Raw genomic sequence first — 19,531 nt, 5'->3', positions numbered from 1 at the left:
GGGTGGATCGGCGGGGCCGCGTCAGCCCTTGACGGCGCCGGTCAGGACGCCCTTGGTGAGGTGGCGCTGGACGAGCGGGTAGGCGGCGAGGATCGGGATGATCGCGATCATCACCACCGCCATCTGGATCGACTCCGCCGGCGGCTGCATGGTCGCGTCCGACCCGGCGCCGGACACCAGGCTCGATCCCTGCAGCACGTACGTCCGGAGCACCAGCTGGAGCGTCCACTTCGTCGAGTCCGACAGGTAGAGCAGGGCGTTGAAGAACGCGTTCCAGTACCCGACCGCGTAGAACAGCCCGACGACGGCGATCACCGCGAGCGACAGCGGCAGCACCATCTGCCAGAGGATGCGGAACTCGCCGGCGCCGTCGATCTTCGCGCTGTCGATGAGCTCCTGCGGGATGCTCATCATGAAGCCGCGGACGACGACCATGTTGAACACGCTGAACGCGCTCGGCAGGATCAGCGCCCAGTAGTTGTCGAGGAGCCCGAGCTGCTTGACCATCAGGTAGAGCGGGATCATCCCCGGCGCGAACAGGAACGTGATGAGGACGAACGTCAGCAGCGGCCGCTGGAAGAGCGATCCCTGCCGACTGAGCGCCCAGGCGGCGAGGACGGTCGACGCGAGGCTGATCGCCGTGCCGACGATCGTCACCAGGAGCGTGACCACCACGGCGCGGGTGACGACCCCGCCGGACAGGATCTGCACGTAGGCGGAGAGGTCGAAGGACCGCGGCCAGACGACGTAGCCGCCGGCGGCCGTGACGTCGGCCTGGCTCGACACGCTCGTCGAGAAGACGATGAGGAACGGGAACAGCACCACCGCGAGGATCAGGACGATCGCGACGGCCTTCAGCGCGAGGACGACGGGCTTGGGCTTCCCGGCCCAGACCGGACGGACGATGGTGCTCATGATCGCGAATACACTCCCTGCTCACCGAGCATGTGGGCGGCCTTGTTCGCCGCCATGATGAGGACGAACCCGACGAGGCCCTTGATCAGGCCGACGGCGATGCCCGTGGACCAGTTGCCGTCGACGACGCCGTGGTAGTAGACGTAGGTGTCGAGCACTTCCGCGGCATCGGCCCCCACGGCGTTCCGTTGCAGGATGATCTGCTCGAAGCCGACGGACAGCGCCTCGCCGAGCCGCAGGATGAGCAGCAACACGATGATCGGCCGGATGCCGGGCAGCGTCACGTGCCAGAACCGGCTCCACGCACCCGAGCCGTCGATCGCGGCGGCCTCGTACAGGTTGTCGTCGATCGCCGCGAGGGCCGCGAGGAAGATGATCGTCCCCCAGCCGGCGTCCTTCCAGATCACCTGGCTCGTCAGCAGCAGCTTGAACGTCGACGGGTCGCTCATCACGCTGATCGTGCCGGCGTCGAGTTGCCGGAGCGCGTGGTTCACGACACCGCCCGAGCCGAGCGACTGCTGGAAGAACCCGACGACGATGACCCAGGACAGGAAGTGCGGCAGGTAGAGGACCGACTGCACGGTCGCCCGCAGCCACGGCCACACCAGCGAGTGGATGAGCAGCGCGAGGGCGATCGGCACCGGGAAGAACAGCACCAGCTGGATGAACGTGATCTCCAGCGTGTTGAGCGTCGCGCGCCAGAAGTCCGGGTCCGCGAAGAGCACCTGGAAGTTCGACAACCCGACCCACGGGCTCTGGGCGATCGGGATGTACGGCTGGTAGTCCATGAACGCGATCACGTTCCCGAGCATCGGGACGTACACGAACAGCAGGAGCAGGACCACCGCCGGCGCGACCATGATCAGCAGCGGGTAGTCCCGTCGCAACCTCGCGGTGAACGGGACCTTGCGGGCCACCGGGACGCCGTCGGACCGTGGGGTCCGCGTCTCGGTGGCCGGGTCGACCATCGTCGCGCTCATGTGGCTCCTTTGCTCACGTGGCTGGGGTCCGCGGCCGGACCTCCGGTGGCGGTTTCGTCATCCTGGGACGTCCGTATGATGACGGTCAAGCGGGCGTATTCACCCGCACACGAAACGAACATGGGAGCGACGATGCACCCGACCAGACGGCAGGAACGGATCCTGGCCGAACTCCGTGTCCACGGCAGCCTGTCCGCCTCGGACTTCGCAGCGCGCGAAGGGATCTCGGCGATGACGGTGCGCCGCGACCTGTCCGAACTCGCCGACCGCGGACTCGTGCGACGTGTGCACGGCGGCGCGGTGTCGGTCGAGACACTGCCCACCGCCGGCGCACCGCACCGTCCGGCACCGCGACCCGAGCCGACCACGCGGACCGCGACCGAACCCGGCTCGCTGTTCACCCTCGGACTCGTCGTCCCCGACCCGGGCTACTACTTCCCGAAGATCGTCGCGGGCGTCGCCGAGCGCACCGAGGCCCTCGGCGGACGGGTCGTCCTCGGGGTGTCCCGCTACGACCCGGACCGCGAACGACAGCAGGTCGAACGTCTCATCGCCGCCGGGGTCGACGGGCTCCTCGTGACGACCACCGTCGCGGACGCCGTCGACACCCTCGAGCTCCTCGACCGGGCACCGATGCCCGTGGTCGTCGTCGAGCGCTCCCTCACCGAGGCACCCGTCGGCACGCAGCTCGAGTCCGTCCGGAGCGACCACGAGGCCGGGGCCGGGATCGCCCTCCGCCACCTCGCCTCGCTCGGGCACCGGAAGATCGGCATGGCCGTGTTCGAGACCCCGACGACCCCGCAGCTCCGTACCGGCTACGAGCGCAGCGTCCGCCAGCTCGGCCTCGGCACCGACGCACCCGTCGAGGTGATCGACGAGACGCACGCGGTCGGCGAGGCCACACGGGCGTTCGTCCGACGCTGCATCGACACGGGCACCACCGCGGTGTTCGTGCACTCGGACCACTACGCCGTGGAGTTCGTCGAGACCGTCACCGAGATGGGCCTGACGATCCCGGGCGACCTCTCCGTGGTGGCCTACGACGACGAGGTCGCCGCGCTCGCCGGGGTCCCGCTCACCGCGGTGGCGCCACCGAAGAACGACGTCGGCCGGTTCGCGGCGACGATGTGCTTCGAGCGGATCTCGGCCACGGCGCAGACCGCGTTCGCCCGACGGCACATGACCCTGACGCCGACGCTGAGCGTGCGCGGGTCCTCGGTCGCGCCGGTGTTCGCTTCGTGATCGTTTGCGCGGCCGTTCTTGACATCGAACACCGCGCGGCGCTGGCATGGTGATCGCCGACCGCCTACGAGGAGCCGCCGACGATGACGTCACACCCCCGCACGCACCGCGCCGTACCGCGGGTGTCCGAACCCGTGCCCCCGCCCGGAACAGGCCGCGTACCGGTCGCGTTCGTGATGCCGGAGACGACCTTCGCGCGGGTGTTCGACCACGGGAACCTCGCCGCACTCCACGCCTCCGAGGCGATCCGGCTCATCGCCGACCGCCCGCTCGACCCGGACGACCCGCGTGACGCCGTGCTCCTCACCGAGGTCGAGGTCCTCGTGACCGGGTGGGGGAGTCCGGAGCTCGACGCGGGCCGCCTCGACCGGATGCCGCGGCTGCGCGCCGTGGCGCACTCCGCCGGGTCGGTGAAACCCGTGGTGGACGACGACGTCTGGTCCCGGGGCATCGCGGTGACCTCGAGCGCCGCTGCGAACGCCGTGCCGGTCGCCGAGTTCACGGTCGCGATGATCGTCCTCGCCGCCAAGCGCGCGTTCGCGACCGCCGCCGCCCTCGGGTCCGCCACCGGGCCCGTCGACGTCGAGGGGTCCTGGCCGGTCGTCGGTATGCACGGCATCACCGTCGGCGTGGTCGGTGCCTCCCGCGTCGGCCGTGCGGTGATCGAGCGGCTCCGGGCACACGACGTCCGAGTGCTCGTCAGCGACCCGTACCTCGACGACGACGAGGCCACGCTGCTCGGTGTCACCGTGGTCGACCTCGACACGCTCGCCGTCACGAGCGACATCGTCACGCTGCACGCGCCGCTGCTGCCGTCCACCCGGGGCATGATCGACCGGCACGTCATCGGCCTGCTCCGCCCGGGGACCACCGTCGTGAACACCGCCCGTGGCGCGATCCTCGACCAGGACGCCCTCGCCGACCGACTCGACCGCGGTGACCTCGCCGCCGTGCTCGACGTCACCGAACCCGAGCTCCTGCCGCCGGACGCGCGCCTCCGCTCGACGCCGAACACCTTCATCACGCCCCACATCGCGGGCTCACTCGGCAACGAGCTCCGCCGGCTCGCCGAGAACGCGGTGCGCGAGACCATCGCCTTCGCCGCGACCGGCGCCTTCACCGACCCCATCGTCCCCGACGGCTTCGCCGTCCAGGCCTGACCGCTGGAACCCCCATGACCGTCACCGTCGACGCCCAGACCCTCACCGACCGCTTCACCGCGACCGCCCGCCGGGCGCTCCGACCGAGGACGTGGCGACCCGCGCCTCCCGTCACCGACCGCGCCGCGTGGGCCGACGTGGGGACGGCGGACCAGGAGGCGCTGCTCGCGGTGGCGAGGGACCGTCGCGACGCCGCCGCGGTCGCCTTCCCGACCCTCTCGCTCTGGGCGCGCTACAGCCGGGACGGCGACCGGCAGCCGTACGAGCGCGCGCAGCGGAACCTGCTCGAGTCGGCCGCTTCGGCCGCGCTCGCGCTCGCGGTGACCGACGAGGACGAGTGGGCGACGGTCCTCGCCGACCAGGTCTGGCGGATCTGCGAACTGCGCGCGTGGTGCCTGCCGTCGCACTACGCGCTGCCGGAGAGCGGCGAGCGGCCGTTCCTGCCGGTGCCGGGCCGGGACGTGCTCGACCTGTCGGACGCGTACGTCGGCGGCATGCTGGCGGCGATCGACGCGATCGCCGGTGAGCGGCTCGAACGCGACGCGCCGGGCATCCGCGCCCACGTGCACCACGAGGTCCGCCGCCGCGTCCTGGACCCGTGGGAACGCGAGGAGTACTTCTGGCACGGGGTCGACGGGCCGCCCAACAACTGGGCGCCGTGGATCGTGTCGAACGTGCTCGTCTGTGCTGCCGTGGTGGAGCCCGACGCCGAGCGACTCGGAGCGACGATCGACCGCGCGCTCGTCATCCTCGACCGGTTCCGGGCCGGGTACGACGCCGACGGCAGCTGCGACGAGGGCGCGACCTACTGGTGGTGGGCCGGTGCGACGCTGTTCGAGGCCCTCGACCTCGTCGAGCAGCTCACCGACGGGGCCTTCGACGGCTTCGTGGTGGAACCGGTGGCCGCCACGGCACGGTTCCCGATGGGCATGCAGATCGACGCCCACCGCCAGGTCAACCACTCCGACGGGTCGCCGGTGCTGCCCGAGAACGCGAACTGGCACCTGTTGGCCCGGTTCGGTGCACGCGTCGGGGACGACGAGGTCGTGCAGCACGCCCGGTGGATGGGGCGCCGGCACGCGTTGCGGTTCGACGGGCAGCTCGCAGCGCTCTTCCGCCGCACCCTCGCCGAGCTCCGGGCACCGGGGTGGCAGGACGCCGGACCCGCAGCGCCGGGCATGCCCACGTCGCTGTACCTGCCCGGCACCGAGGTGGCCGTTGCCCGCTCCGGCGCCTTCTTCCTGTCGGCGAAGGGCGGCCACAACGCCGTCAGCCACAACCACAACGACGCGGGGTCCGTCATCGTCTCGCTCGATGGCGAACCCGTCGTCGTGGACGCCGGTGTCGGGGTGTACCGCCGTGAGACGTTCATGCCCGAGCACCGGTACGGCATCTGGACCATGCGGTCGAGCTGGCACAGCGTGCCGTGGCCGAACGGGGTCGAGCAGCACGAGGGCGAGTCGTTCCGGGCCACGGGCACCGAGTTCGCCGACGACGGCGACCGAGCGACGCTGTCCACGGACCTGACCGCGGCGTACCCCGCGGCGTCCGGGCTGGTGCGCGCGGTGCGGATCGCCTCGCTCGACCGGGCCGCCGAGGTCGTCGAGCTGCAGGACGAGTGGGCGTTCGCGGAACCGGGCGTCATGACGCTCGTGCTGTTGACGCTCCACGAACCGGTGGTGACCCCCGGCGGTCTGGACGTCGGGCCGGCACACGTGGCGGTCGACGGCGCGCGCTTCGAGGTGCGCACGGAGCGACGCGAGCTCGACGACGAGAAGCTGCGGGCGGCCTGGGGCGCGGCGCTGCACCGGGTCCTGCTCGTCGAACGCGAGCCCGCCCGCGCGGGGTCGCACACCGTCCGCATCACCCGGGCCACCGCGTGAGTGCGGTGCTGCTCGGCGGGGTCGGACGGTGGACGGACCCCTGGCACCCCTTCGACGAGACGACCGCGGCGCTGACGGCGATCGCGGCCCAGGTGGGGATCGGGCTGTCGTCGTCGTCGGACGTCGACCGGACGCTCGAGTCCTTCGGGGTCGGCCCGCTGCCGTCGCTCGTGGTCGTGGACCTCGGCCTGCCGCGGGACGGCCTGCCGGTGCCGTTGCCCGCAGCGGACCCGGGGTTCCGTCGGCTGCTCGCGAGCCGCGTGCCGATGCTCGTCGTGCACGTGTCGTCGACGTCCTTCGCCGGAGACGACGACTGGGAACGGGCCCTCGGCGGCGTGTGGGTGCGCGGCACGACGATGCACCCGCCGTCCGGACCGTGCACCGTGCACGTGGTCGACGACCAGCACCCGGTCACGGCGGGCATCGGCGACTTCTCGCTCGACGACGAGCGGTACTCCCACCAGCGGATCTCGGCGGCGGTCCGGGTCCTGGTCGACCACGAGCACGACGGTGTCCGACACCCGCTGATCTGGGTGCACGAGCGTCCGGGCGGCGGCGTCACGGTCTACGACGGCCTCGGCCACGCCGGGGCGTCGTTCGCCTCGCCGGATCACCGCCGGCTGGTCGCACAGGCGCTGGGATTCCTGATCGAGTCCGGCTCGTGACCGTTCCGGTTCGCGATCGCGGGGGATCGCGAACCGGAACGGTCACGACGGCTCAGGAGACCGTGACGTCCCCGACGACGAGCCAGCCGTTCGTCGTCGTCCCCTGCGCCGCGAGCGCGATCGCCGGAGTGTCCGACCGGGTCGTGTCCACGATCGCGACGCCCCAGCGGTAGGAGCCGCGGGCGACGCCGGCGACCGACGGCGTGTACGAGTACGCGGTGGGCGTGCCCCGCAGCCAGTCCGAGGGCTCGGACGCCGCGTCCACGACGACCCGGACGGGCGTTCCGTCCGCCCCGAGCAGCGCGAGCGCGGCCTTGTACTTGTGCTTCCAGACCGGGAGGTTCGTCGGCAGGAAGCCCCACCCGAGGTTCGTCCACTCGTGGGTGATCGCAGCGGTACCGCCGGCACGGAGCGCGTCCGGGGCGACGACCTTCGACGGGTAGAGCCGGTACCCGCCCTCGGCGTCGAAGCGCTGCGTGAGCGGGGCGGTCTCGGCGGCGAACCACGAGAGTGTCTCGCCGTTCCGGAAGTCCATCATGTTGACGTGGGCCTCGACGGAGTCGTCGAACTCGCCCTGCCGCACGTCGGCGACCGTCTCGTAGCCGCGGGGGTCCTGCGTGACGTCGTGCTGGGCGGTGACCCACCCGCCCTCCATGATGATCGGGCGCCGGTACCGCCACTTCGCGGCCATCGACCTCTCCCAGTCGGAGTAGTAGGTGGTCATCCCGAAGGCGTCGTGGCGGAGGACGTACCCCTTCTCGTACGCGCCGTCGAGCATCCGTTCGCTCTCGGGGTCCGGCGCACCCCAGTCCTTCCCGCCGCCGATCATCCGGTGGTAGTTCAACGCCAGCGGCACCGTGGTGAAGTGCCGCTGGTACAGGTCGATGATCCAGTCGAACACGGGCTCGCGGTTCGCGGCGTCCCGGTAGAGCATCGAGTGTCCCTCGCCCCACTTGCCGAGGCCGTACCCGTCGATGAAGTCCGTCGTCTCCGGGTCGTCGTACTGCGCGGCGAAGGCGGCGACGAACGCCGCGTACTTCGCCTGGAACACCGGGTCGTCCGGGTAGGGCGACCAGACCGTCTTGCTGCCGGTCTGCGTCTCGTACCCGGAGGCACCCGCGGCCCGCACCCAGTCGGGCGTGAAGTTCGACGCCTTGTCGCGGCTGTCGACCACCACGCGGAACGCCAGCCGGAGTCCCCGACGGCGGGCCTCGGCGAGGATGCCCGCGAAGGCAGCGTTCGTGTCCCATCCGTAGACGCCCTCTGACGGTTCGAGGATCGTCCACGACACCCGCATGTACAGCACCGAGGCGTGGTCGGACACGGTGATCGTGGTGCCGTCGGGCAGCGGGACGTCGTCGTACTGCGTCCAGTAGTCCGCCGCCGGGGTGGACGAGCCGTACAGCGCCCAGCCGTTGAGCGGGTTCTTCAGCAGCGTGGTCGTGTCGGCCGTGAACTCCTTCGTGACCGAGGCGGCGAGGTGTGGTCGGCCGTGCCCTGGTCCGAGGACCCCGCTCGCGGCCGATGCGGTGGCGACGATGCCGAGACCGAGTGCCGTCCGTCTGGTGATGTCGTTCGACGTGCTCATGCGTTCTCCCCTTCGAGAAGCGATCGATGCACGTCGATGCTCCCGAGGGTCCCGCACAGTGGGCAAGGACTCCCGCCCAGTCGAACAGGAGTCGCACATCGCCGGCGCTACGGCAGCGTCGGCGCAGCCTCCACCAGGGTCCGGGTCACCGGGTGCTCGGGCGCATCGAGCAGGGACACCGACCCGTGCTCGACGATCCGCCCCGCGGACATCACCGCCACCGTGTCGCACAGCCGCTGCACCACGCCGATGTCGTGCGACACCAGCACCAGCGTCAGCCCGAGGTCGTCCGCGAGCGACCGGAACAGCTCGATCACGCGGGCCCGGACCACCACGTCGAGGGCGCTCATCGGCTCGTCCCCGAACAGGATCCGCGGCGAGTGCACGACGGCCCGGGCGATCGCGATGCGCTGCCGTTGGCCGCCGGAGAACTCGTGCGGGTACCGGTCGACGACGTCGGCGGGGAGGTCGACGCGCGCGAGGACGTCCCGGACGAGCGCGTCGTGCGAACCGTCGATCCGGAGCGCCCGCAGCGGTTCCGCGACGATCGCGCCCACGCGCATCCGCGGGTCGAGCGAGGCGTACGGGTCCTGGAAGACCACCCCGGTCTCGCGACGGAACCAGCGCATCGCGGCCGCGGACCCGGACGCCACCACCGGACGACCGGAGGCGGTCACGGTGCCTGCGGAAGGCGCCTCCAGGCCGGCGAGCAGCCGCACCAGCGTCGACTTGCCCGATCCGGACTCGCCGACGATCCCCAGGCGTGCGCCGGGCGCGACCGTCAGGTCGACGCCGTCCACCGCGGTCCGGACGGGCCCGGGTTCGAACGGTCCGCGGCGGGGGAGTCGGTAGGTGCGGTGCAGGTCGCGGGCGTGCAGGACGTCGGTCATGCGGAGCCTCCGGTCCGAGGGGCACGACGGGCGGTGGCGCGGGCGGCGTCGACGAGGGCGGCCGTCGCGGGGTGCTGCGGCGCCGCGAGGAGTCCTGCGACCGACCCGTGTTCGACGACCCGGCCGGCGTCGAGCACGACGGCCGTGTCCGCGATCCGGGCGAGCACCGCGAGGTCGTGCGTGACGAAGACCATGCCCGCGGTGAGGCCCTCGAACAGCTCGAGGATCCGGGCCTCGGTCGTGACGTCGAGCGCCGTGGTGGGTTCGTCGGCCACGAGGTAGGACGGCTGACCGGCCATCGCCATCGCGATGCAGATCCGCTGCCGCTGCCCACCCGAGAGCTGGTGCGGGTACTGCCGCAACAGTGACTCGGGGTCCGGCAGCCCCACGCTGACGGCGAGGTCGAGCGCGGCGGCCGCTGCGGCACGCCGGTCGAGTCCGCGGTGCAGCCGCAGCGGTTCGGCGATCTGCGCGCCGACCCGGCGGAGCGGGTCGAGCGCGGTGCCGGGTTCCTGGAAGACCATCCCGATGCCGGCGCCGCGGTGGCGGGCGCGCTCGCGGTCGGGCAGGCCGACGAGCTCGGTGCCGTCCAACCGGACGCTGCCGGTGACGGTCGCGCCGGTCGGCTCGAGTCCCATCAGGGCGAGCGAGGTCATCGACTTGCCGGACCCGGACGCGCCGATCACGCCGACGCGGCGGCCAGGAGGCACGGTGAACGTCACGTCGTCGAGGATCGTCCGACGGTCGATGCGGACCGTCAACCCACGCACCTCGAGCCCGGAGGCTGCGGTACCCGGAGTGGTCGCGTCGCTCATGCGGTCACCCCCGTGCTCGTCGCGGCCGGGTCGTCCGGCGTGCGGGGCGCGGGTCCGCCACCGGCCGCGCGGTCGTTCGTGGTCAGGCGCGGGTCCGTCGCGTCGCGGACGGCGTCGCCGAGCAGCGACAGTGCCGCGACGACCAGGGCGATGGCCGCACCGGGCCAGGTGGCGCTCCACGGGTGCACGCCGATGTACGTCTGCAGGTCGGCGAGCATGCTGCCCCATGAGGCCGTGTTCGAGCCGGCGCCGTACCCGAGGTAGGACAGCCCGGCCTCCGCGAGGACCGCGGTGGCCATCGCGAGCGAGAGCTGCACGGTGAACAGCGGCGCCGCGTTCGGCACGAGGTGGCGGAACAGCACCCCGGCACCGCCCACGCCCGACGCCCGCGCGGCGGTGACGTAGTCGCTGCGGGCGATGCGGCGGATCTCCCCGCGGGCCACCCGGGCGATCGTGACGCCGAAGGACAGGCCGACGCTGACGATCACGACGCCGAGCGACCCGCCGGCGATCGCGGTGAGCAGCATCGCGGTGAGGAGGGTCGGGAACGCCACGAGGATGTCGAGCAGGACGGCCGTGCCCTCGCGGACCCAGCGCGCGGTGAGCGAGCCGATCGCGGTGAGGACCATGCCGACGACACTCGCGATCACGCCGGAGCCCACCGCGACGAGCACGGTCGTGCGGGTGCCGGCGAGCAGGTAGCTCGCGATGTCCCGGCCGGAGGCGTCGGTGCCGAACCAGTGCGCGGGGCTCGGCGGCTCCCACTGGTGGAAGGGGTCGGCGCGGAAGGGGTCCTGCGGCGTCCACACGAGCGACACCACGGCGAGGACGACGAGCAGGCCGAGGACGACCACGGCGAAGACCCCGGTCGGCCGGGCGAGGAGCCGGCGGATCACTCGGACACCTCGCGCTGTCGGGGGTCCAGCGTGCGGTGCACGACGTCGACCGCGAAGCCCACGAGGAGCACGAGCCCGGTGAGCACGAGCAGCTCGGACTGCACCTTCGTGATGTCACGGCGCCCGACGTCGGTGACGAGCATGCGTCCGACGCCGGGAAGCGAGAAGAGCTGTTCGACGACGACGGCCCCGACCAGGAGCCCGGCGATCTGCACGCCGAGCACGGCCAGCACGGTCAGCGCCACCGACGGGAGCCCGTGCTTGACGAGCGCCTGCGTCCGGGTGAGGCCGATCGCCGCCGCCGTGCGGACGTGGTCGGCGTCGAGCACCCCGAGCGTCGCCGAGCGGGTGAAGCGCAGGATCACCGCACCCTCGACGGCGCCGATCGTCAGCGCGGGCAGCACGAGCGCGGCGAACGCCCGACCGGGTTCGTCCCACCCGTCGAGCGGGAAGCCCTGCGTCGGCAGCCAGTGCAGCGTGACGGCGAACAGCGCCACGAGGAGCATGCCGGCCCACACGATCGGGATCGCCGCGATCGCCTGCGCCACGAAGGCGATGACGGCCCCGCCCGGGCGACGCCGCAGCACCGCGGCGAGCACGCCGAGCGGCACTCCGATGACGAGCGCGGCGACGAGGGACATGGCCGCGAGCGGCAGCGTGACGCTGAGCTTCTGGGCGATCTCGGGTGCGACCCGTCCGTCGGTGACGAGGGACCGCCCGAGGTCGCCGCGGAACAGCCCGCCGATCCAGTCGAGGTACTGCACGACGACCGGTCGGTCGAGCCCGAGCTGCTGGCGCAGTTCGGCCACCTGCGCCGGCGACGCCTGGGTGCCCGCGACGATCTGCGCCACGTCGCCGGGCAGCACCCGGAGCGTCGCGAAGATGATCACGCTGGCCACGAGCAGGCCGACGACGAGCAGGAGCACCCGCCCGATGAGGAACCGGGTCACGACACCGATGCTACGCGAGCCGTGGTCCGTGCCCGCCTCACTTGACGGCGAGCTTCGACAGGTCGAGGCGCGAGTTCGTGCCGTCGTACGGGAAGCCCGTGACGCCCTTCCGTACCGCCGTGATCGACGTCGCCGTGTAGAGCCACTCGCCGGCGGCGTCCTCGCTGACGATCCGCGCCGCCTTCTGCAGGTCGGCGACCTTGGCGGCTTCGTCCGTCGCGGCGACCGAGTCGGCGTAGAGCGACTGCACCTCGGCGTTGTCGTAGCCGAAGTAGTACTCCGGGTTCGCCCAGTTGCCGAAGTCGCGCGCCTCGACGTGGTTCACCATCGACAGGTCGAAGTCGCGCGTGCCGCTCTTCGGTGCTTCGAACACCTGCGACAGCCAGGTGGCGAAGTCGACGCGCTTGACCGTCAGGGTGATGCCGACGTCGGCGAGCTGCGACTTCAGCACGTCGCCGATCGTCGCCGAGTAGATGTTCGCGTACGTCAGCGTGAGGTCGAGCTTCGGGTGGCCGGCCTCGGCGAGGAGCTTCTTCGCGTTCGCGGGGTCGTACGCGTCGATGTCGGTGAGGTCCTGGTAGCCGGGGTCGAGCTCGGGGATCGGGCCGCCCTGCTCGACGCCGGTGCCGCCGATCGCCTTGATGATCGCCTTCGCGTCGATCGCCTGCCGGATCGCCTGTCGCACCCGCTTGTCGGTGAACGGCGCCTTCTGGTCGTTGAACGCGAGCGTGTACTTGTCGGTCGTCTTGCCGGTGTGCAGCGAGATGTCCGAGCTGTTCTGCAGCTGGCTCTTCAGCGTGCCGTCGACGGCGGTCTGCACGTCGAGGTCGCCGTTCGCCATGGCGTTCACCGCGGTGGACGGCTGCGTGATGTAGCGGAAGACGACCTTGGCGACCTTCGCCTTCGTGCCCCAGTAGTCGGCGTTCCGCTCGAAGGTGAGGGAGTCGCCCTGCTTCCAGCTCGACACCTCGTACGGACCGGTGCCGTTGGCGGTGTCCGACAGGTCGTTCTTCGCGGCCTTCTCGAGTACCAGACCTGCGCGCCCCGTGAGGTTCCAGAGCAGGTCGGAGTCGGGCTTCGCCAGCGTGAGGACGACCGTGTCGGCGGAGGGTGACGTGATCGACGTCACGTTGGCGAGCTGCGCGGAGTCGACGTACGAATCGTTCGACTTGACCTGCTGCAGCGACCAGACGACGTCGGCCGCGGTGACGTCCTTGCCGTCCTGGAACGTGGTGCCGTCGCGCAGCGTGAACGTGTACGTCAGGCCGTCGTCCGACACCGCGTGCTTCGACGCCAGCACGTCGCGGACGTCACCGTCCGCCGTGCGGCCGACGAGCCCCTGGTAGACGTTGTCGATGAGCACCTGGTCGAGAGCGGCACCGGACTGCGTGCGGATGTCGAGGCTCGTCGGTTCGAGGACGAGACCGACGCGGACGGTGGCGTCGGTGCCGCCGTCCTCGTTCGAAGATCCGGAGCAGCCGGTCAGCACGAGGGCCGAGGCGACGGCCACCGCGGTGGCGGCGAGGGCCGCACGGCCGAGGCGAGAGGTGCTGCGGGCGGGGAGCGGACTCATGGGTGGTGGGTTCCTTCCGGCGCGGTGGCGACGGTCGTCGCGCGCGCTTGCACGAGGTTAGCGGCGGCCGGGGTGCTCCGGCGACGGTTCTTCGATCCGGTGCAACAAACCGTTACGTTCCGCCCATGCCCGGATCGCCGTGGCCAGTTCGAGGGGGGCCTGGTTCTGCACGGCGTGCCGGGCCTCGACCGTGACGATCTCGGCGTCGGGCAGGCGCTCGGCGAACTGCGCGTGCAGCTTCGGTGACACGTAACCGCGGTCGCCGCGGACGAGCAGGATCGGGACGTCGAGGGCCTCGAGGTCCGGCCACGCGTCAGCGAACCGCCCCACCGACGAGGTGCGGCCGGCGGGGAGGTGCGGGAAGTGGTGGCGCCGCACGAGCCGCCCGTCGGCCCCGAGTCGCGTGGTGTGCCGGGCCTCGCGCAGGAGCACCGCGCGGTCGTCGCCGACGCGGGCCTCCACGGCGCGGTCGACGACCTGCTCGAGCGACGTGAACGGCTCCTCGGCCTCGAGCGCGCGGGCGATCCGGTCGACGGCCCGCTGGGCGAAGTCCGGCGACATGTCGACCAGCACGAGTCCGGTGACGCGCTCCGGTGCGGTCGCCGCCAGTCGGGCGGCGAGGATCGCGCCGAGGGAGTGCCCCACGACGATCCCCGGCCGGACCCCGAGCGCGTCGAGGGCCGCGAGCACGCTCGGTGCCGTCGCGCCGGCCCCGTAGTCCGCGTCGTCGCGCCACCCGGACCGGCCGTGGCCGGGCAGGTCCACGGCGACCGCCGGCTCGCCGACGGCGAGCGCGGTCTGGTCGAAGCTGTGGGCGTCGATGCCGAGCCCGTGCAGGTAGGTGATCCGCGCCTCCTGGTCGTCCGCCGTGTCCCAGCGGATCGCGGCGATCTCCTGTCCGTCGGTGGTGCGGACCACCTGCCTGGAGGCGCGCATCGGCGCCGTCACGCCGCTCGCGTGGGCGAGGTCGGCCAGGTCTGCGAATTCGTCGTCGGCATCGGGCACGGGGACGATCCTCGCACCGTGCGGACCCTTGGGTCTCTTAGGTAAGGCATGCCATACTTGCCGTCGTGGCAGCCCGGTACCGTGTCTTCTCCGTCCGCGTGGCAGCCGTCACGTCCCTCACCCCGCACTTCGTCCGGGTGACCCTGACGGGCGACGCCCTCGCCGAGTTCTCGTCCGTCGGCCTCGACCAGCGCATCAAGATCGTGCTGCCGATCCCCGGGCACGGCTTCACGGACCTGCCCGACGGCGAGGACTGGTACGGCGCCTGGCGTGCCCTGCCCGACGCGGTCCGGAACCCGCTCCGCACCTACACGGTCCGCTCCTTCCGACCGGACGCCCGTGAGCTCGACATCGACTTCGTCGCGCACGGCGACACCGGACCCGCCTCGCGCTGGGTCTCGGCGTGCCGGGTCGGCGACGAACTGCGCATCGTCGGGCCGGCGGTGCCGTCGTCGCCCGCGGAGCTCCCGACCGGTGCGGCCGAGTTCGACCCCGGCGCCGCGAACCGGATCCTGCTCGCCGGCGACGAGACCGCCGCCCCGGCCATCTGCGCCATCCTCGAGGCGCTCGACGTCGCCACCGTCGGCCATGTCTTCATCGAGGTCCCGACCGACGCCGACCGGCTGCCCGTGTCCGCGCCCGCCGGGGTCGAGGTCCGCTGGATCGCCCGGAACGGCGCCTCGCACGGCGTCCGGATGACCGACCAGGTGCACGCCTGGGCGTCGACCGTCGCGGCGGGGCCGGCGTGCGGCGACGCGGGGGAGCTCGCGGACGTCGACGTCGACGAGCAGGTGCTCTGGGACATCCCGGCCGGCGACGAGCCGCGACCCGTCTACGCCTGGATCGCGGGCGAGGCCGGGTGCGTCAAGGAACTCCGCCGGCACCTCGTGCGCGGTGTCGGGCTCGACCGGAAGCAGGTCGCGTTCATGGGGTACTGGCGGCACGGCAAGGCCGAGAATTGAGCGCTTCCGTCGACGGTGCCGGGGCTGCGTCGTCTGTGCCGGCGACCGCGCTCGGGGCCCGGGGGCTGACGCTCGCGTACGACGACCGGGTCGTGGTGTCCGCGCTCGACGTCGACATCCCAGACGGTGAACTCACCGTCATCGTCGGGCCGAACGCCTGCGGCAAGTCGACGCTGCTCAAGTCGTTCGCGCGGACGCTCAAGCCGACCGCCGGCACCGTGTACCTCGACGGGTCGCCGATCTCCTCCCTCCGCCCGAAGGCCGTCGCGCGCCGCGTCGGGATGCTCCCGCAGACCCCGATCGCGCCGGACGGCATCACCGTGCGCGACCTGGTGTCCCGCGGGCGGTTCCCGCACCAGGACCTGCTGCACCCCTCGTCGGGGTCGGACCGGCGGGCCGTGCAGGCCGCGCTCGAGCAGACGTCGACCGTGTCGCTCGCCGACCGCAGCGTGGACGAGCTGTCCGGTGGGCAGCGTCAGCGGGTGTGGATCGCGATGGTGCTCGCGCAGGAGACCGACATCGTCCTGCTCGACGAGCCCACCACGTTCCTGGACATCGCGCACCAGTACGACGTGCTCGAGCTGGCGTCGGCGTTGCACGCGGCCGGTCGGACCGTCGTCGCGGTGCTGCACGACCTCAACCAGGCGGCGCGGTACGCCACACACGTGATCGCGATGCGTGACGGGTCGATCGTGGCGTCGGGGCCGCCGGCGTCGGTGGTGACGGCCGACCTCGTCGAGGACGTGTTCGGGCTGCCGTGCGTGGTCGTCGCCGACCCCGAGACGGGCACGCCCCTCGTGGTGCCGCGGCGCCCCGCGGCCTGACGCGCCGCGCGCGGGGCGCGCGGGCAAGACACGCCGCTCGCGTCTGCCGACCGGGCGGAACCTGCCGCTCGCCCGCGCCGAACCGGACGTATTCTGCCCGCTCGGGGCGGCGCGTCCGGTGCGGTGCGACCGTCGGACGGGAGGCGCGGGGCGGGCTTGAGCCGAGCCTCCCGTCCGGCCGTGGCTTCGGATGCACTTCCTTCCGGGCGGGGCCCTCCCCGAGCGGGCGCGACACGCCGCTCGCGTACTCCGAGCGGGCGGAACCTGCTGCTCGCCGGCGCCGAACGGGACGGATTTCGCCCGCTCGGCACGGCCCGGGCCGGGCCGGCCCGGGTTGCGCCGGGTCGGCTTGGGGCGGGCCGGCCCGCAGCCGGTCAGCCGCTCGCGTCTGCCGACCGGGCGGGACCTGCTGCTCGCCGGCGTCGAACGGGACGGATTTCGCCCGCTCGGGGCGGGCGCCGCGCGTCAGCGGTAGTTGCCGTCCTCGAGCCCGGCCTCGATCTCGAACCGGTTCCGCAGCGGATCCTGCCCCGCCAGCGCGTACACGATCGGCATGAGCATCCCGTACCGCCGCCACTGGTCGACGTGCACCCGCTCGTGCCGGAGCACCCGGTCGCCGTCGTTGTCCCGCGTGAGGTAGACGGACCCCACGCAGGTGCCACCGCGGCGGAACACCCACCGCGGCAGCCCGGTGCACACGATCAGCCCGTCGACCACCCGCACCTTCCCGGTGGAGAGCGGGACGCCGACGGCGAGGCCGACCGCGGTCGCGAACGCCCACCCCGCCCGGGACACGGGGGAGTCGAGCAGGGGGTTCCGCACCGCTACTCCGGGCGGCCGTAGGTCTCGAGCAGTCGCAGCCAGATCTCGTTCATCGTCGGGTAGGCGGGGACGGCGTGCCAGAGGCGGTCGACCGGGACCTCGCCCACGACGGCGATCGTCGCGGCGTGCAGCATCTCGGCGACGTCCTGGCCGACGAAGGTCACGCCGACGACGACCCCGCGGTCCTCGTCGACGACCATCTTCGCCCGCCCGGTGTAGCCGTCCGCCTGCAGCGAGGCGCCCGCGACGTTGCCGAGCTCGTACTCGACCGCCCGGACGTTCAGCCCCTGCTCGCGGGCCTTGGCCTCGGTCAGGCCGACGCTCGCGACCTCGGGGTCGGTGAAGGTGACCTGCGGGACGGCAGCGTGGTCGGCGGTGGCGACGTGCGCACCCCACGGTTCGGTGTGCAGCGGCGTGCCCTGGTGCCGAGCGGCGATCGCCTCGCCCGCGGCACGCGCCTGGTACTTGCCCTGGTGGGTGAGGAGCACACGGTGGTTGACGTCGCCCACGGCGTAGAGCCAGTCGGTGCCCTGCACGAGCATCGTGTCGTCGACCTGCAGCCAGTCGCCCGCGGTCAGCCCGACGGACTCGAGGCCGAGGTCCTTCGTGGTCGCGGCGCGTCCGGTCGCGGCGAGGACCTCGCTCGTGATGACCGTCGAGCCGTCGTCGAGCGTGGTCGTGACGAGGCCGTGCTCGTCGCGGTCGACGCGGGTGGGGTTCACGCCGGTGCGGACGTCGACGCCCAGCTCGCGGAGGGAGTCGGCGACGAGCTCTCCCGCGAACGGCTCCATGCCGCCGAGCAGCCCGTGCCGTGCGACGAGCGTGACCTTCGCCCCGAGGGACGCCCACGCGGTCGCGAGCTCCGAGCCGGAGACCCCGCCGCCGATGACGAGCAGGCTCTCGGGCACCGTCTGCGCACTGGTGGCCTCGCGCGTGCCCCACGGCGTCGCGTCGGCCAGCCCCGGGACGTCGGGGAGGGTGTGCAGCGAGCCCGTGACGACCGCGATCGCCGCGGCTGCCGTGTACGTCGTGCCGTCGACCTCGATCGTCTTCTCGCCGGTGATCCGAGCGTGGCCGCGGATGAGGTCGATGTCGGCGGACTCGAGCCACGAGACCTGGCCGTCGTCCTTCCAGTCCGAGGTGAAGGAGTTCCGTCGGGCGAGCACGTGCGCCGCGTCGAGGTCGCCCGTGACCGCCTGCTTCGCACCGTCGAGCCGCTTCGCCGCGGCGAGGGCGTGCCCGCTGCGCAGCAGGGCCTTGGACGGCATGCACGCCCAGTAGGAGCACTCGCCGCCGACGAGCTCGGCCTCCACGATGGCGACCGACAGGCCGCGCTTCTTGGCGTAGTCCGCCACGTTCTCGCCGACTGCGCCGGCGCCGATCACGATGAGGTCGTAGTCCGTCATGTCGCCGAGCGTACGCGGATCGGCATGGGTCATGCCGGGCGCGGTGCGTACCCGTGGAGAACGGGTCCGCGGGGGAGTGTCGGGACCGTCAGGCGGTGCGGGACGCGCTCGTCAGCGCGCCGACCGCACGCAGGATGACGCCGAGGTCGTCGACCGCGCGGTCCGGGTCGACCGGCGCGAACCCGGTGAGGGCCGCGCCCGCCAGTCGTCGTCCGCGCGTGGCGGCCTGGATGCGTTCGACGAGTCCGGCGCCGTCCAACCCGAACGGGACGGGCTCGAGCAGCCCGTCGACCTCTGACGGGTCGAGGACGTCCAGGTCGACGTGCACGAACACCGCCTGGGCACCGGTGGCGTCCACCGCTGCCGCGATCGCGTCCGGGGTGGCGGCGTCGACGTCGAGGTGCGCGATCCCGGCACGGTCGAGGGCACCTGCCTCGGCGTCCTCGACCCCACGCACGCCGGCGACGACGACGGACGACGCCGCCAGGGTCGGAAGGGCCGGGAACAGGTCGTCGGGGCGGTCCACGAGGATGCGGAGCACGGCGGTCTCGGCGGCGACGGGCTGGGCGCGGTTGAGAGCCCGGAAGCCGCTCGACCCCGCGATCCGCACGAAGGCGGTGTCCGGTCCGAGCCCGACCGTGGCACCGAGCACGCTCGCACCGTCACCGCCGACGACGAGGACCGGCTCGCTCGACACCGTGGTCTCCTCGGCGACGCGTTCGGCCACCGACAGCACCGAGGTGTACCGGGCGACGGCCGTCTCGAGACGATCGCCGGCGCCCGCCGGGACGTCGACCACGGTGGTCGACGCGCGCGGGAGGTCGGCCGCGATCGCCGCGGCTCCGTCCCCGAGGCGCATCGCACGGGACGACGCCGAACCCTGCCACTGACCGACCACGAGGAACTGCATCGTGCCAGTCTGTCAGGCGGGGTCCGGCGTCGTCCGAGGAGCGCG

Annotated in this window: 18 protein-coding genes; 6 read left to right on the top strand and 12 right to left on the bottom strand. The window is 72.4% G+C overall.

Features of this window, described 5'->3' with window-relative positions; genetic code table 11:
- Positions 1-21: 21 nt before the first annotated feature.
- Positions 22-915 (bottom strand): carbohydrate ABC transporter permease, encoded by an 894-nt coding sequence (locus tag WFH25_RS01555; protein WP_336696589.1) that lies wholly within the window; start codon positions 913-915, stop codon positions 22-24.
- The gene (locus tag WFH25_RS01550; RefSeq protein WP_229085653.1) at positions 912-1,895 is read right to left on the bottom strand and encodes an ABC transporter permease; all 984 of its coding nucleotides are present in this window, start codon (positions 1,893-1,895) and stop codon (positions 912-914) included. Before WFH25_RS01550 ends, WFH25_RS01555 begins: the two co-directional genes overlap by 4 nt.
- A gap of 132 nt (positions 1,896-2,027) precedes the next feature.
- Here WFH25_RS01550 and WFH25_RS01545 point away from each other — a divergent pair, with 132 nt between their 5' ends.
- The 4 genes from WFH25_RS01545 to WFH25_RS01530 all read left to right on the top strand — a co-directional run bounded on the left by WFH25_RS01545 (position 2,028) and on the right by WFH25_RS01530 (position 6,845).
- Positions 2,028-3,137, top strand: coding sequence for a substrate-binding domain-containing protein (locus WFH25_RS01545; RefSeq protein WP_336696586.1), 1,110 nt, complete (start codon positions 2,028-2,030; stop codon positions 3,135-3,137).
- A gap of 176 nt (positions 3,138-3,313) precedes the next feature.
- Complete coding sequence (locus tag WFH25_RS01540; RefSeq protein ID WP_336696585.1) at positions 3,314-4,297, top strand: hydroxyacid dehydrogenase; 984 nt, start codon at positions 3,314-3,316, stop codon at positions 4,295-4,297.
- A gap of 14 nt (positions 4,298-4,311) precedes the next feature.
- Positions 4,312-6,180 (top strand): heparinase II/III domain-containing protein, encoded by a 1,869-nt coding sequence (locus WFH25_RS01535; RefSeq protein WP_336696584.1) that lies wholly within the window; start codon positions 4,312-4,314, stop codon positions 6,178-6,180.
- Complete coding sequence (locus WFH25_RS01530; RefSeq protein ID WP_336696583.1) at positions 6,177-6,845, top strand: ThuA domain-containing protein; 669 nt, start codon at positions 6,177-6,179, stop codon at positions 6,843-6,845. Before WFH25_RS01535 ends, WFH25_RS01530 begins: the two co-directional genes overlap by 4 nt.
- Before the next feature lie 52 nt (positions 6,846-6,897).
- On the opposite strand, the gene WFH25_RS01525 is transcribed toward WFH25_RS01530, so the two are convergent.
- From WFH25_RS01525 to WFH25_RS01495, 7 genes are all read right to left on the bottom strand, one after another.
- Positions 6,898-8,433, bottom strand: coding sequence for a DUF4832 domain-containing protein (locus WFH25_RS01525; protein ID WP_336696581.1), 1,536 nt, complete (start codon positions 8,431-8,433; stop codon positions 6,898-6,900).
- A 107-nt stretch (positions 8,434-8,540) separates the two neighbouring features.
- Positions 8,541-9,323: an ABC transporter ATP-binding protein gene (locus WFH25_RS01520; RefSeq protein ID WP_336696580.1), complete on the bottom strand. Its 783-nt coding sequence runs from the start codon at positions 9,321-9,323 to the stop codon at positions 8,541-8,543.
- Positions 9,320-10,138 carry an ABC transporter ATP-binding protein gene (locus tag WFH25_RS01515; RefSeq protein ID WP_070416319.1) on the bottom strand — a complete coding sequence of 273 codons (819 nt, stop codon included), beginning with the start codon at positions 10,136-10,138 and terminating at the stop codon, positions 9,320-9,322. The genes WFH25_RS01520 and WFH25_RS01515 overlap by 4 nt, the downstream gene beginning before the upstream one ends.
- Positions 10,135-11,034 carry an ABC transporter permease gene (locus WFH25_RS01510; protein ID WP_336696579.1) on the bottom strand — a complete coding sequence of 300 codons (900 nt, stop codon included), beginning with the start codon at positions 11,032-11,034 and terminating at the stop codon, positions 10,135-10,137. Before WFH25_RS01510 ends, WFH25_RS01515 begins: the two co-directional genes overlap by 4 nt.
- On the bottom strand, positions 11,031-11,984 hold the full coding sequence (locus WFH25_RS01505; protein ID WP_071302531.1) for an ABC transporter permease: 954 nt from the start codon (positions 11,982-11,984) through the stop codon (positions 11,031-11,033). The genes WFH25_RS01510 and WFH25_RS01505 overlap by 4 nt, the downstream gene beginning before the upstream one ends.
- A 37-nt stretch (positions 11,985-12,021) precedes the next feature.
- Positions 12,022-13,557 (bottom strand): ABC transporter substrate-binding protein, encoded by a 1,536-nt coding sequence (locus WFH25_RS01500; protein ID WP_071302530.1) that lies wholly within the window; start codon positions 13,555-13,557, stop codon positions 12,022-12,024.
- Between the two features lie 57 nt (positions 13,558-13,614).
- Complete coding sequence (locus WFH25_RS01495) at positions 13,615-14,562, bottom strand: alpha/beta fold hydrolase (RefSeq protein ID WP_336696578.1); 948 nt, start codon at positions 14,560-14,562, stop codon at positions 13,615-13,617.
- A 65-nt stretch (positions 14,563-14,627) separates the two neighbouring features.
- Between WFH25_RS01495 and WFH25_RS01490 the strand changes: the two genes are divergently transcribed.
- On the top strand, positions 14,628-15,524 hold the full coding sequence (locus tag WFH25_RS01490) for a siderophore-interacting protein (protein ID WP_336696577.1): 897 nt from the start codon (positions 14,628-14,630) through the stop codon (positions 15,522-15,524).
- Positions 15,521-16,348, top strand: coding sequence for an ABC transporter ATP-binding protein (locus WFH25_RS01485; protein WP_217637400.1), 828 nt, complete (start codon positions 15,521-15,523; stop codon positions 16,346-16,348). Before WFH25_RS01490 ends, WFH25_RS01485 begins: the two co-directional genes overlap by 4 nt.
- 465 nt (positions 16,349-16,813) lie before the next feature.
- Here WFH25_RS01485 and WFH25_RS01480 read toward each other — a convergent pair whose 3' ends face one another.
- The 3 genes from WFH25_RS01480 to WFH25_RS01470 all read right to left on the bottom strand — a co-directional run bounded on the left by WFH25_RS01480 (position 16,814) and on the right by WFH25_RS01470 (position 19,486).
- Positions 16,814-17,170 (bottom strand): Fe-S oxidoreductase, encoded by a 357-nt coding sequence (locus WFH25_RS01480; protein ID WP_175496070.1) that lies wholly within the window; start codon positions 17,168-17,170, stop codon positions 16,814-16,816.
- 2 nt (positions 17,171-17,172) lie between these two features.
- The gene (locus WFH25_RS01475) at positions 17,173-18,576 is read right to left on the bottom strand and encodes a dihydrolipoyl dehydrogenase family protein (protein WP_071296229.1); all 1,404 of its coding nucleotides are present in this window, start codon (positions 18,574-18,576) and stop codon (positions 17,173-17,175) included.
- A gap of 88 nt (positions 18,577-18,664) precedes the next feature.
- On the bottom strand, positions 18,665-19,486 hold the full coding sequence (locus WFH25_RS01470; RefSeq protein ID WP_092386930.1) for an arginase family protein: 822 nt from the start codon (positions 19,484-19,486) through the stop codon (positions 18,665-18,667).
- Positions 19,487-19,531: the final 45 nt, after the last annotated feature.

It is taken from the genome of Curtobacterium sp. USHLN213, assembly GCF_037144815.1.
Classification (GTDB): domain Bacteria; phylum Actinomycetota; class Actinomycetes; order Actinomycetales; family Microbacteriaceae; genus Curtobacterium.
Note: the sequence above shows the minus strand (reverse complement) of the source record. Positions and strands in the feature narration are given on the sequence as shown.

Excerpts from the sequence above, each read along its gene's own strand:
- WFH25_RS01555 (WP_336696589.1), bottom strand. The coding sequence starts at position 915 with ATGAGCACCATCGTCCGTCCGGTCTGGGCCGGGAAGCCCAAGCCCGTC.
- WFH25_RS01550 (WP_229085653.1), bottom strand. The coding sequence starts at position 1,895 with ATGAGCGCGACGATGGTCGACCCGGCCACCGAGACGCGGACCCCACGG.
- WFH25_RS01545 (WP_336696586.1), top strand. The coding sequence starts at position 2,028 with ATGCACCCGACCAGACGGCAGGAACGGATCCTGGCCGAACTCCGTGTC.
- WFH25_RS01540 (WP_336696585.1), top strand. The coding sequence starts at position 3,314 with ATGCCGGAGACGACCTTCGCGCGGGTGTTCGACCACGGGAACCTCGCC.
- WFH25_RS01535 (WP_336696584.1), top strand. The coding sequence starts at position 4,312 with ATGACCGTCACCGTCGACGCCCAGACCCTCACCGACCGCTTCACCGCG.
- WFH25_RS01525 (WP_336696581.1), bottom strand. The coding sequence starts at position 8,433 with ATGAGCACGTCGAACGACATCACCAGACGGACGGCACTCGGTCTCGGC.
- WFH25_RS01520 (WP_336696580.1), bottom strand. The coding sequence starts at position 9,323 with ATGACCGACGTCCTGCACGCCCGCGACCTGCACCGCACCTACCGACTC.
- WFH25_RS01515 (WP_070416319.1), bottom strand. The coding sequence starts at position 10,138 with ATGAGCGACGCGACCACTCCGGGTACCGCAGCCTCCGGGCTCGAGGTG.
- WFH25_RS01500 (WP_071302530.1), bottom strand. The coding sequence starts at position 13,557 with ATGAGTCCGCTCCCCGCCCGCAGCACCTCTCGCCTCGGCCGTGCGGCC.
- WFH25_RS01475 (WP_071296229.1), bottom strand. The coding sequence starts at position 18,576 with ATGACGGACTACGACCTCATCGTGATCGGCGCCGGCGCAGTCGGCGAG.
- WFH25_RS01470 (WP_092386930.1), bottom strand. The coding sequence starts at position 19,486 with ATGCAGTTCCTCGTGGTCGGTCAGTGGCAGGGTTCGGCGTCGTCCCGT.